Raw genomic sequence first — 12921 nt, 5'->3', positions numbered from 1 at the left:
CTTCGCGGCGGTCGGTTTCACTTTTCGGGAGTCTCCGTCACGGGAGCGGACGAGGACTCCTCGTCGGCGGTTTCCTGGAACTCGAGGGTCTCTTCTTCTTCTTCTTCGTCTTCGGGGGGCGCTTCGTCGAAGGCGCGGGCGGCCTCGATGGCGGCGTCGCGGGCGGCGGGTTCGAGCGCCACGGCCGCCAGCGGGTTCTCGCCTTCGCCGAGAGCGGCGTCGAGGAGATCGCCCACGGTGGCGAACCCGGCAGCCTCGAACGCCGACGCGGCGGAGGCGTCGAGGTCGGGCACCTCGGAGAGGGCCGTGCCGCGGCGCTGCGACGCGATGAGCATGCGCTGGAGCGCGTCGGCGACCTCGGCCTTGACGGCCTGCTCGCTCTTGATCTCGATGCGCGCGCCGATGAGGGCGGCCGCGAGACGGACGTTCTGGCCCCGCTTGCCGATCGCGAGGGAGAGCTGGTCCTCCTCCACGATGCACTCGAGCGTCGGGACCGGCTCGATGGGCTCGCCGTCGGCGTCGATCTCCGGCTCGGCCTCGTCATCCGCGGGCATGGCCGAAACGCGCGTGATCTTCGCGGGGGAGAGCGCGTTCTGCGCGTACGTGACGAGGTCGTCCGAGTACTGGATGATGTCGATGCGCTCGCCGCGCAGCTCGCGCATGATCGCCTGCACGCGCGCGCCGCGCATGCCGACGCACGCGCCGACCGGGTCCACGTCGCGCTCGCGCGACGAGACCGCCACCTTCGCGCGGTCGCCGGGCTGGCGGACGCAGCCCCGGATGACGACGGTGCCGTCGTAGATCTCCGGAACTTCCATTTCCATGAGGCGCATGAGGAGCTCGGGCACCGTGCGCGACAGGATGATCTGCGAACCCTTGGGGTTCTTGTGGACGTCCACGAGGACGCCGCGCACGCGCTCGCCCTGCGTGTAGCGCTCCGCGCGCGACTGGTGCTCGCGCGGGATCGCGGCCTCCGTACGGCCGAGGTCGACGATCATGTCGCCGCGCTCGAACCGCTTCACGGTGCCCGTGATGAGCTCCCCGACCTTCGGGGAGTATTCGTTGTAGATGTTGTCGCGCTCGGCTTCGCGCAGCTTCTGGTAGAGCACCTGCTTGGCGCTCTGCGCCGCGATGCGGCCCAAGCCCTCGGTCGAGCGGTAAAGGCGGATCTCGTCGCCGAGCGCGATGGCAGCGGCGTCGATGATCTCCTCGTCGCCCGTGGACTCCTCGCCCTTCGGGTTTCGGACGACCTGCCAGCTCTGGCCGGCGAGCTCGCCCGCGAGGAGCGCGTGCGCTTCCTCGGGAAGGACCTCGATCCAGGGGAGGCGGATCTCCTTGTCGGGGTCGACGGGAACGGGGGCCGCGACCGGGACCGGCGCGGCGGCGGCGCCGAGCGGGACGTCGTCCGGGTCGAGGACGGCCTCGGCCTCGGGTTCCTCCGGCTTCGTCTTCTGCTCGACGACCCGGTACGGGGTCCAGGCGGTCAGGAGGCCCGTCGTCGCGTCGAACCGGGCGCCCATCTCTCTCACCTTGTAGACCTTGCGGGCGGCCGTCGCGATCGCCTCTTCCAGCGCGGCGACGAGGCGTTCGAAGTCGATCTCCTTGTCGCGCGCGGCGGCCTTGAGGGCTTCGATGATCTCGTCGGCCTTCGTGGCCGGCGGTGCGGCCGCCGCCTTGGCGGCCTTCGCGCGCGGCTTCGCCGCGCCCTTCGGCGCCTTCGTCTTCTTCTTCTTTTCGGGCGCCGGGCCGTTCTCCGTCGGGGGCTGGGTGCTCATCGTGTCGTGTTCTCCGTCGGGTTTACAGTTCGGGGACAAGCCGCGCGATCCGGACATCGCCGAATCGCACAGTGTAGCGTCGCTTCTGATCCTCATCAAGGACCGTCAGGGAGTCCTCGCGGACGTCCTCGAGGATTCCCTTGAGTTTCGCGGCCCCGTCGACCTTGCGCTCGAGGCGCACGGCGACGCGGCGGCCCTTGAACTTCTCGCAGTCCGCGAGCTTCCAGAGCGGGCGGTCGAGACCGGGAGAAGAGACCTCGAGGACGTACTCGGGCAGGCTCTCCTCGAGCGGGTCGAGGACTTCCGACGCCTCGCGGGAGGCGGCCTCGCAGTCTTCCAGCGTGACCCCGCCCGGCCTGTCGATGAAGAGCGTCAACGTGGCGCGGCCGCGGCCCGGGTTCCAGTCCGCGTGACACAGCTCCAGCCCGAGCGCTTCGAGGCGCGCGCTGAGGAGACTCTCCGTCCCCGCTTCGATCGGCAGGTTTTTTCCGGTCATCGATTCGTTTCGGGCTCTTCCCGCAGCCCGCATGGGGCAAAAAAAAGAGGGCTGATGCCCTCTTTCAAGCCCCTTGAAAGCTGCTCCGTGATTATAGGCTCGCCGCCCTCCGCGGGCAAGGCGCGAAAGCCGCTAACATGCCGAAGGGAAGTGGCATGGACTTCCCATAGGAACGGGCCGCGCGACAACCGGGCGCCCTCTCGAGGGGAAACTCCATCAGCGATCTCACCGTCATTCGTCTGAACGACGAAGCCGTAGAAGGTAAGGAAGACCTTGCCCCGTGGCCGCCTCCAGGCGGCCTGGCGCCCGAGGAGGACCCCTTCTCGGCCCTGGCGCTCGCCGAGACGCCCGAGTTCATGCCCGGGGTGCGCGCCGCCGCGACGGCCCGGGACTGGCGCCTCAACACGGAGCGCGCTCTCGCGCTCTCGATCATCCTGCATCTCCTCCTCGTCATCGTGCTGCTCACGGTCAAGTTCCCGGAGCGGCGCGCGGACGAGCCGCAGCCCGACCCGCTCGGCCTTCTCTCCCTCATGCAGGGGACCCCGCCGGACCCTGCCATCCCGGTCCAGCTCTTCCCCGGCCCGAAGGCCGCGCAGCCCGGGCCGCGCCCGATACCCTCGGACATGAACCGCCAGGCCCACGGCGGCGACCCGAAGCAGCCGGTTCAGGCCATGCCGAAGGCGTACCCGCAGGCGGGAATCCGCGACATGGATGCCGGACGCCCGGGCGCCCCGGCGCAGCCGTCGGCCCGCCCGCCGCAGGGAAGCGAGACGGGAGAAAAGCTGACGGACCTCCGGCGGGGCAGCTCGCTGAGCGACCCGCCGACGCCCGACGAGCGCGCGAACGCACGGGCGCTGCGTGGACTTCCGCCGCTCGACCTCGGCTCGATCAGCGCACAGGACGCCAAACGCGCCGCCCAGCAGGACGGGCAGGGCGGAGAGGGCGGCGGCGGCTACGAGCGCGATGGCGGCTTCGTGGACTCGGGTCCGCTCTCGTTCGACACGGTCGGGTACGACTGGGGCGCCTACGCAGCCGAGATGATCCGGAAGATCAAACGCAACTGGGACGTCCCGGCGCTCGCCCGCTACGGCGTCAAGGGCCGACTCACGATCCGCTTCTACATCCTCAAGGACGGGCGCGTCGAGGCCGAGCGCATCCTGTCGAACTCGGGCGTCCCGCCGTTCGACAACGCGGCGTTCCTCGCGATCGCCCACTCCTCGCCGTTCCGGCCGCTGCCGTCCGACCTCGGCAAGGACCGCGAGGGCGTGACGGTTTCCTTCTTCTACAACATCCGTCCCGAGGACCTGGAGCCGGCGGGCCGGCGCTGACCCCGCCTGCCGCCGCGCCGTTGTGACGCGGAAATCCCGGCACGGACCTTGCCCGTAGGAGAGACGAGGCGCCGGTGACCCCACCTGCCGGCGCACCTTGAGGGCCTATCATTCATGGACGGTATGCGCACGAAAACCAAAGTTCTCTCACTCGCCGCCCTGCTCGCCGGATCGGTCGTCTTCGGAATGATCCTCGCGGGCAGCCTCGACCTCACCCGCCTCGCGACGGCTCAGAAGGCCGCTCCGGCGCCCGCCACGGCCGCCGCTCCGGCTCCGGCCGCGCGGCCGGCCCCCGGAGTCGCGCTCGCACTGCCGTCCTTCGCGGACATTGCGGAGCAGATCGAGCCGGCGATCGTCTCGGTCACGGCGACCGACATCGTCAAGGCCGACAAGCGCCGGCGTCCGTACCACAACTTCGGCGGTGAGGGCGGGCAGGACCCGTTCGACTTCTTCTTCGGCCCGGACGGCCCGAAGCGCAAGAGCGCCGACGAAGACGAAGACCAGAAGCAGCTCTCGGGCGGAACCGGTTTCCTGATCGAGTCCGACGGCTACATCCTCACGAACAACCACGTGATCGACGGCGCGGAGAAGGTCGACGTCAAGGTCGGCGACCGCGAGGAGTACAAGGCGAGGGTCGTCGGGCGCGATCCGGCGACGGACCTCGCGCTCCTGAAGATCGAGGGGACGAAGCCGTTCCCGACCGTCCGGCTCGGCGACAGCGACAAGATCCGCGTCGGCGAGTGGGTCATGGCGATCGGCGACCCGCTCAACTTCGACAAGTCCGTCACGGTCGGCGTCATCTCCGGGAAGGGCCGCTACGCCGGCCTCTCGCGGGCGACGAGCGCTTTCGAGAGCCTCATCCAGACGGACGCCGCGATCAACTTCGGGAACTCGGGCGGGCCGCTCGTGAACGTGAGCGGAGAGGTCGTCGGAATCAACACGGCCATCTCGCGCATCGGGCAGAACATCGGCTTCGCGGTCCCCGTGAACGTCGCCAAGCGCCTCCTGCCCCAGCTCAAGAAGGGCAAGGTCGTGCGCGGCTTCCTCGGCGTCCAGGTCGAGTCCGTCAACAGGAAGTGGCAGGAGACGTACGGCCTCAAGGCCCCCGAGGGCGCGTTCGTGCAGTCCGTCGAGAAGGGCAAGCCCGCCGAGAAGGCCGGCCTCAGGCACGACGACATCATCACGCGCGTCGACGACGTGACGGTCAAGAGCAACCGCGACCTCATCGACTACGTGTCGAGCAAGGCGCCGGGCGCGAAGATCACGCTCACGTTCCTGCGCGACGGCAAGGAGCAGACCGCCGTCGCGACGCTCGAGACGCGTCCCGAGGACGGCGAGAAGCCCGCGGTGGCGGAGGAAGAAGACGGGAAAGCCTCGTCCCGCCAGAAGCTCCTCGGCCTCGAGATCGACGACCTGACCGCGCGCACGCGGCGCTCCTACGGAATCGGTGCGGACACGACCAAAGGCGTCGTCATCACGCACGTCAAGGCCGTGTCGCCGGCGGCGGACGCAAACCTCCTGGAGGGCGACGTCATCCTCGAGGTGAACGGCGCGGCAGTCGGGTCGGTCGACGAGCTGCAGGCCGCGATCAAGAAGGCCCCGAAGGGCAAGTACGTCCGCTTCTACGTCCAGCGGCAGACGGGCCGCGGCCAGGCTTCGAAGTTCTCGACGGCGGTGAAGCCGGAAGAGTGAGAGATCTGGGCGGGGCTCACCCGCCCCCGCACCCCGGCGGCGCTTTGCGCCGCCGTTTTTCTTAGAAAGGGGACGTGCGCGGCGGTATGAGAATTGCCGCGCTCGGGCTCGTGTGCGCCTCGAGGAGGGCCAATTGACTTCTGCCCGCCCCCGGATCTTCTTTCTAAGCAGAATTCCTCTTCTTCTTTTTCTTTCCCTCGCGGCCTCCGCCGCTCTCGCGGCGATGGAGCCGGGCGCGGCCGGCGCCTCGCCCTCACGCCTCGCGTGGGCGCTGAAGCCGGAGATTTTCGAGCGCCTCTCGCCTGCCGCGCGGCAGTCGGTCCTCGTCGCGAACGGCCTTGCGGCGGCGCCGTCCTCCCCGCGGGATGACGCGTCGGGCGTTTTCCGGGCCGCCTCCGCCTCCGCTTCGGGTCTGGCCGCGCCCGCCCCCCGCCAGAACGTCCGCGTGAACAACCCGGCGCTCGACGTCGACCATCACGCCGCCCGCACGACCTCGGTCGCGGCCCGCGGCTCGCGCGTCTTCGTGGGCTTCGAGGACGCCACGTACGCGGCCGCGGGGTACGGCGTCTCGAACGACGGCGGCGCGACCTTCGCGCACCGGCGCATTCCGGCGGCCCCCGACGTCGCCGTCTGGGGAAGCCCTTCGGTCGCGATCGGGCCTGCCGGGGAGATCTACTACGCGTTCCTCCAGAGCGTGCCCGGAGAACCGGCCTCGGTCGCCCTCGCGAAGTCGACGGACGGCGGCCTCACGTTTCCCGAGTTCTCGAGCCCCGCGGGCGGCGTCGAGAACGGCACCGACGTGATGGACAAGCCGGCGATCGCCGTGGACAACGGCGCGGCCTCGCCGCGCAAGGGCACGGTCTACGTCGTCTGGACCTATTACTTCACCCGGTACGGCTATACGGCGATCCTGTGCTCCCACGCCGCGGACGGTGCGTCGTTCGCGGCTCCCGCGATCCTCTCGATCATCGACGGGGCCCCCGTGGACCACGCGGCGGTCGCTGTCGCGCCGAACGGCGACGTCTACGTGGCCTACCAGGACGGCCACCGCTCCCCGAGCGGAATCACGATCACGCGTTCGACGGACGGCGGGCAGTTGTTCGGCGCGCTCCGCGCGGCCGCGACGTTTCAGCCCGCGGGTTCGCTGACGGCGGGCTCGGGCGGCGCCGCGCCGAATTCCGGCCCCTCCCTCGCGGTCGATGGCGCCGGCACGGTCCACATCGCGTGGGCCGCGGTTTCGTCCGGCGCGACGTCGGACCGGTCGGACGTCTTCTACGTCCGCTCGACCGACAACGCGACGACGTTCTCGGCCGCGCGGAAGCTGAACGACGACGGGACGCCGACGACACAGGCGTTTCCGGCGCTCGCCGCCCTGCCCGACGGGACCGTCGGGGTGCGTTGGGCCGACCGGCGCAACGACGCGGCCCGCGACGTGCTGAACGACGTGACCCTGGCGATCTCGCGCGACGGCGGGGTGACGTGGGGACGGAACATCAGGGTCACGGACCGGAACTCCCCGTGGGGGCCCGCTCCGCACAGTCTGTCCGGGTCCGGGCACACGTCGTACGACGGGCTCGCGGCCGACGGCGGGACCTTCTACGTCGCGTGGACGGACGAACGCTCGGGCGACGCGGACGTCTATGCGGCAGCCGTGCCCGCCGCGTTCGACGCGTCGACTCCCGATTTCAACCTGTCGGCTCTGAACACCTACGCGGCCGTTCCGCAGGGCGGCGCCGCGACGTTCGATCTCGCGGCCTCCGGCGCCAACGGCTTCGCAGGGACGCTCGCCCTCGAGCCGGACCTCGCGCCCGCGGGGCTCACGCTGTCGCTCGCGAGCGGCACGGTTCTTCCGGGCCAGACCGTCCGCCTGACGGTGACGGCGTCGGCTTCCGCGCCTCCCGGCGACTACGTCTTCGGTGTCGCCGCCACGGCGGGCGGCCTCGTCCGCGGGACGCGCATGCGCCTCACGGTCACGAACGGCTCGCGCGGCTTCGCGCCGCCCGTGAACGTGACGCGGACGGCCGGGTTCTCGACGGGGTCGGTCAAGGCCGACGGGTCGGGCGTGCTCCACGCCGTCACGGACGACGACTCCGGGGCCGTGACGGGCTCCGAGGTGTTCTACAGGCGCTCGACGGACGGGGGCGCGACGTTCTCCGCGCCACTGAAGCTGCACGCGACGGGCTCCCTGGCGGCCGAGAGCGCGTTCACGATCGACGCGACGGGCCGGATCTTCGTGGTCTGGTCCGGCAGGGTAATCGCCGACCCGACGCCGCGCATTTATTTCGTGAAGTCCACGGACGGGGGCGCGACGTTCTCGGCGCCTCTCGCCGTCAACGGGAACACCGGCTACGCCATCCTTCCGAACGTCGCCGCCGACCGCAACGGCAACGTCGTCGTCGGCTGGTACGACCTCTCTGGCGACGCGCCCGTCGTGGGCTGGTCGCGCTCGACGAACGCGGGGACGAGCTTCTCGACTCCCGTGGCGGTATTTGACTCGCCGACGACCTACTCGCGGCCCGCCCTCGCGATCGACTCGAAGAACAATGCGTACCTCGCCTGGATCCAGCAGACGTTGAGCACGTCGGTGATCCGGCTCGCGGTCTCGAAGGCGGGCGCCGCATTCGGCGCTCCGGCGACCGTGACGGACTCCGCGACCCTGTCCTACGCGCCGGACCTCGCCGCCGGCCCCGACGACAGCATCGGGCTCGCGTTCTACATGCGCGCGATCGTCGCCAACGTCATCCAGAACCGCCAGATCGCCTTTGCGCGTTCCACGAGCGGCGGGACGTCGTTCTCGAGCCCCGTGTTCCTCTCGTCTGCCGCCGATCAGTCCTACGTGCCGGCGGTCGTCTTCGAATCCTCGGGCGCGATCGACGTCGCGTGGGAGGGTTTCGACGCGAACGACGTTCAGAGCGACGTCCGGGTCGCGCGCTCCACCGACGGCGGGAAAACGTTCTCGCCCCCGGTCGACCTCTCGGCGAACGGGGGTTTCTCGGGCAGCGCCTCGAACCCCGTGGACGGCCTCGGCGGTCCCGGCCGCGCCGCCGTCTCGGCCGGCGCGAACGGAGCCATCGTCGTCTCGTGGTCCGACGACGCCGGCGCCGCGCCGGACGTCTTCGTCTCGACGCTCCCCGCGGCGCTGATCTCGAACCGTCCGCCCGTCCCGACCATCCTGGCTCCCGCCGTCGGGGTTTCGTACGAAGCGGGCGTGCCCGTGCCGTTCCTCGGCTCGGCGACGGATCCCGACGGCGACTCCGTGACGTTCGCGTGGGACTTCGGCGACGGCAAGAGCGCAGCGGGCGCGACGCCCGCCGCCCATCCCTTCGCGGTGCCCGGGACGTACCGCGTCACGCTCACCGCGACCGACACGAACGGCGGATCCGGCGTCGCGTCGATCACGATCACGATCAGGGTCCCGGTGGAATCGACGGGGACGTCGCTCCTGCTCCCGGTCGTCCTCGAGTCGCCGGGACTGGGCGGGAGCCGCTACAGGAGCGAGGTCACGCTCTGGGCGGTGGGCGACTCCACGCCCGTCCTCCTTTCCTTTACGGCCGCGGTGGGCGGAGGCAGCGGGTTCGCGCGGCTCAACCTCGGCTCCCACGAGATGCGGACGCTCCCGGACCTGGTCGCGTGGCTCCGCTCCCAGAACGTCCCGATCCCGGACGACGGCGCGACGCACGTCGGCACGCTCCGCGCCACGTTCTCCACGCATCCGGGCGAGTACGTTTACGCGGGGGCCCGCACGTTCACGGCTGATCCTGCGGGTGGAGCGGGGACGTTCGGCCTCGCCTATCCGTCGGCCGATTCCACGACGGTCTCGGCCACGCTCTTCGGGCTGCAGCAGAACGCGGCCCAGCGCTCGAACGTCGCGGTCGTGAACGCCGGGCCGGATCCGATCGTCCTCCGAGTCTCCCTCCAGGGTCCTGCGGGCGAGGATCTCGGCGCGCTGCCGGACCAGCCGCTCGGGCCGTGGGGGTGGTTCCAGTTCAACCAGCCGCTGGCGGGGAAGGCCTCGTCGGGCCGGGCTGTCGTGACGCGGGTGTCCGGCTCGTCGCCGTTCACGGCGTACGCGGTCCTGAACGACGCGGTGACGTCTGACGGCTCGTACGTGCCGCCGCTCCTCGCGGGCGACGCGTCCGGGGCCGACCGGCTCGTGCCGGTCGTCCTCGACGTGCAGGGCCTGGGCGCGCGCTTCCGGACCGAGCTCACGCTGACGAACTTCACGGCGGCGCCGCTGTCGCTCCAGCTGGTCTACGTCGCCGCGAGCGGTTTCGGCAGCGGATCCGGCGTCGCTCCGCTCACGCTCGCTCCGGGCGAGCAGCGCATCCTGCCGGACGCGATCGCGTTCCTCCGCGGGACGCTCCCGATCGAGAGCGACGGACGGAACGTCGGCGGCTCGCTCTCCGTCCGGGCGGCGTCGGGCACGGCTGCGGGCGCGCTCGGGGTCGGCGCGCGGACGTACGTTCCGATTTCCTCCGGCGGCTCGTACGGCCTGTTCTACCCGGGCCTCACGGCCGGGCAGTGCGCAACCACGACGGCGTCCGTTTACGGCCTGCAGGAGAACGCTTCGCAGCGTTCGAACCTCGCGGTCGTGAATCGCGGCGACGCCGCGGACGCGATCACGCTCCGCGTGACGTACTTCGGGGCGGGTCCGGGCCGGCCGCTGCTCGGGTCTCCCGTCGTGAAGACGCTCGCGCCCGGCGAATGGTTCCAGTTCAACCGGCCGCTCGCCGACTTCGGGGCGTCGGCGGGGTACGCAGAGGTCGAGAAGATTTCGGGCGCGTCGCGCTTCGCGGCATACGCGGTCCTCAACGACAACGTGACCTCCGACGGCAGCTACGTGGCGATGAGCTTCCAGGAGAGTTTCCCGTAACTCGCGTGGGCCGGGTTTCGTATAGTCACGGCATGAGCACGAAACTGATTCGGGCGGCGCTCGCCGCCGCCCTCTTTGCCGCTCCGGCCGCCGTGGCCGGAACCGCCACGCCCCGCCAGGTCCTGCCCTTCATCGAGGACGACTACACGAAGGCGCTCGCTTCCGCGAAAGCCTCCGGCAAGCCGATCTTCTTCGAGGCCTGGGCGCCCTGGTGACACACGTGTCGCTCGATGAAGGCCTTCGTCTTCACGGACAAGGCCCTCGAGCGGCAGGCCGGACGGTTCGTCTGGCTTTCGGTCAACACCGAGAAGCGTGAGAACGCTGCGCTGCTGGGGAAGTTCCCCGTCAGGGTCTGGCCGTCGATCTACGTGATCGACCCCGCGACCGAGAAGATCGTTCTGCGCTGGGCGGGCGGCGTGACGACGCCGCAGCTCCTGCGCCTCCTCGACGACGGAGAGAAGGCGGCCCGCGGGAAGACGGCGCCCGGCGCGGCGCTCGCGGATGCGGATCGCCTCTACGCGGACGGCAAGTACCCCGAGGCCGCCGCGGCGTACCGCAAGGCGCTCGAGACACAGAAGCCGAACGCGCCCTCGTACGCGCGCACGGTCGAATCGCTTCTCTTCTCGCTCTCGCAGAGCGGCCAGCGCGAGGCCTGCGCGGCCGCGGCGCGCGACGCCTTCCCGAACCTCAGGGCCACGCCGTCGGCCGCGAACGTCGCGGGCTCGGGCCTCGACTGCGCGCTCTCTCTGAAGGACGACGATCCGCAGAAGCCGGCCCTCGTCGCGGCTCTCGCCGCGGACGCCCGGTCGGTCGTCGACGGACCGAAAACCGGCCTCGCGGCCGACGACGTCTCGGCCGTCTACGGCTCGCTCGCCGGGGAGCGCAGCGCCGCGAAGGACGAGCCGGGCGCGAAGAAGACGCTCGAGGCGTGGGCGTCCTACCTCGAGGGCGAGGCCGCGAAGGCGAAGACGCCGACGGAGCGCACCGTGTTCGACGCGCACCGCGTATCCGCGTGTCTGGCGCTGGGCCAGCCCGAGCGCGTCGTTCCGGCGCTCGTTCAGTCGGAGAAGGACTTCCCGGACGACTACAACCCGCCACAGCGCCTCGCGAGCGCCTACGGGGCGATGAAGAAGTACGACGAGGCCCTCGCGGCGTCCGACCGTGCCATGGCGCGCGCCTACGGGCCGCGCAAGCTCGTCGTCTACCGCACGCGCGCCGGCCTCTACAAGGACAAGGGCGACGCGGCGGCGTCGAAGAAGACGCTCGAGGAGATGCTCGCGTACGCGGAGGCGCTCCCGAAGGAGCAGGTCAACGAACGGACGATCGCGTCGATCAAGAAGCAGCTGGAGGCGGCGCCGAACTAGCGAGCGGCTGCCGCTGCGAAGTCGTGCCGGTTCGCGCGCAGGACGCGGCCGTCGGCGTCGCGGACGACGCGCTCGTAGTACGCGTCGCGCTCGAAGGGCTCGCGGCCCGCGCCGCGGATGAGCGCTTCCATCTGCGCGCGCGTCAGGCCCGCCTCCGTCGTCGCGCCGGCGGCGTGCGTGATCGTCTCCTCCATCACGGTGCCGACGAGGTCGTCCGCGCCGAAGTGGAGGGCGACCGGGGCCAGCTTCTCGCCGATCTGCACCCAGTACGCCTTCACGTGGTCGACGTTGTCGAGCATGAGGCGCGAGACGGCGATGACCTTGAGGTCCGTCATGCCCGTGGCGGCGGGGAGGTCCGGGAGCTGCGTCTCCTCGGGGTGGAACGCGAGCGGGATGAACCCGAGGAAGCCGTGCGTGACGTCCTGCAGCTCGCGGATCCGCACGAGGTGGTCGACGCGGTCCTCGACGGTCTCGACGCTGCCGTAGAGCATCGTGACGTTCGTCTTGACGCCGTTCTCGTGGCAGAGCTTCGCGAGCTCGAGCCAGCGTTCGCCGGAGATCTTGTCGCGGCAGATGACGTCGCGGACGCGCTTCTCGAAGATCTCGGCGCCGCCGCCGGGCAGGAGTCCATGCCGGCGTCCTTCAGCTCGCGGATCACCGTCACGACGTCCTTCTTCGCGACGCGGGCGATCCAGTCCACCTCGACCATCGTCCACGCCTTGAGGTGGACGCCGGGAAACTTCGCGCGCAGCGCGCGCAGGAGATCGAGGTACCACGAGTAGGGGAGTGACGGGTGCAAGCCGCCCACGATGTGGATCTCCGTGATCCCGTCGTGCCAGCCGACTGCGGCCTCGCGGACGGCTTCCTCGATCGACATCGTGTAGCCGCCGTCGACGCCGGGCTTGCGGGCCCACGCGCAGAGCGCGCAGTCCACCCAGCAGAGGTTCGTCGGGTTCAGGTACCGGTTGACGTTGTAGTAGCCGGTGTTGCCGTGCTTCTTCTCGCGGACGAAGTTCGCGAGAGCGCCGACGCCGAGGACGTCCGGGGAGTTGAAGAGCGTGACGCCGTCCGCAAACGAGAGGCGCGTCCCTGCGGCCACCTTCTCCGCGATCGGGAGAAGGGCCGACCCCTTGAACCGTTCGAGGATCACTCGACGTCGCTGACGGAGTTCGGGCGCGACAGGGTGCGCGGCGCCTGCATGTGGCCCACCGCATCCGGGTTCAGCTCGTCCGCGCGGCCCCCGTAGCGGGCGTAGCACGCCGCGCAGTAGGCCGAGTCGGGCCGGAACGTGAAGTCGAAGACGGTCCCGACGGCGTAGCGCTCGTCGAACGTCTCTCCGCAGGAGTCGCATGCGCCCTTCTGGTGGAGGCGCTTCCACACGGGTCCAGACATG

8 protein-coding genes and 1 pseudogene are annotated in these 12921 nt (G+C 70.5%); 5 read left to right on the top strand and 4 right to left on the bottom strand.

Translation table 11 applies throughout. The features are described from left to right. Nucleotides 1-17 precede the first annotated feature (17 nt). Together nusA and IPL89_02810 are read right to left on the bottom strand one after the other, a co-directional pair. Nucleotides 18-1775, bottom strand: a complete 1758-nt coding sequence (nusA, locus tag IPL89_02815) for a transcription termination factor NusA (GenBank protein MBK9062112.1) — start codon at nucleotides 1773-1775, stop codon at nucleotides 18-20. Between the two features lie 22 nt (nucleotides 1776-1797). Next, a complete protein-coding gene (locus tag IPL89_02810; GenBank protein ID MBK9062111.1) occupies nucleotides 1798-2271 on the bottom strand; it encodes a ribosome maturation factor RimP in 474 nt (157 codons plus the stop codon). Between the two features lie 356 nt (nucleotides 2272-2627). Here IPL89_02810 and IPL89_02805 point away from each other — a divergent pair, with 356 nt between their 5' ends. From IPL89_02805 to IPL89_02785, 5 genes are all read left to right on the top strand, one after another. Beyond that, nucleotides 2628-3599 carry a TonB family protein gene (locus tag IPL89_02805; protein ID MBK9062110.1) on the top strand — a complete coding sequence of 324 codons (972 nt, stop codon included), beginning with the start codon at nucleotides 2628-2630 and terminating at the stop codon, nucleotides 3597-3599. 123 nt (nucleotides 3600-3722) lie between these two features. Beyond that, nucleotides 3723-5291, top strand: a complete 1569-nt coding sequence (locus IPL89_02800; protein MBK9062109.1) for a Do family serine endopeptidase — start codon at nucleotides 3723-3725, stop codon at nucleotides 5289-5291. Nucleotides 5292-5424: 133 nt separating this feature from the next. Beyond that, nucleotides 5425-10164 (top strand): PKD domain-containing protein, encoded by a 4740-nt coding sequence (locus IPL89_02795; GenBank protein MBK9062108.1) that lies wholly within the window; start codon nucleotides 5425-5427, stop codon nucleotides 10162-10164. A gap of 32 nt (nucleotides 10165-10196) precedes the next feature. Beyond that, nucleotides 10197-10379, top strand: coding sequence for a hypothetical protein (locus tag IPL89_02790; protein MBK9062107.1), 183 nt, complete (start codon nucleotides 10197-10199; stop codon nucleotides 10377-10379). A gap of 15 nt (nucleotides 10380-10394) precedes the next feature. Further along, nucleotides 10395-11528 (top strand): hypothetical protein, encoded by a 1134-nt coding sequence (locus tag IPL89_02785; GenBank protein MBK9062106.1) that lies wholly within the window; start codon nucleotides 10395-10397, stop codon nucleotides 11526-11528. Here the strand turns inward: IPL89_02785 and mqnE are convergent. Together mqnE and IPL89_02775 are read right to left on the bottom strand one after the other, a co-directional pair. Next, nucleotides 11525-12675, bottom strand: a pseudogene (mqnE, locus tag IPL89_02780) (aminofutalosine synthase MqnE). The gene IPL89_02785 and the pseudogene mqnE sit on opposite strands and share 4 nt — an antisense overlap. Further along, on the bottom strand, nucleotides 12675-12920 hold the full coding sequence (locus tag IPL89_02775) for a hypothetical protein (protein ID MBK9062105.1): 246 nt from the start codon (nucleotides 12918-12920) through the stop codon (nucleotides 12675-12677). Before IPL89_02775 ends, mqnE begins: the two are co-directional and overlap by 1 nt. Nucleotide 12921 lies beyond the last annotated feature (1 nt).

The sequence above is a fragment of the Acidobacteriota bacterium genome (genome assembly GCA_016716715.1).
GTDB lineage: Bacteria > Acidobacteriota > Thermoanaerobaculia > UBA5066 > UBA5066 > Fen-183.
Note: the sequence above shows the minus strand (reverse complement) of the source record. Positions and strands in the feature narration are given on the sequence as shown.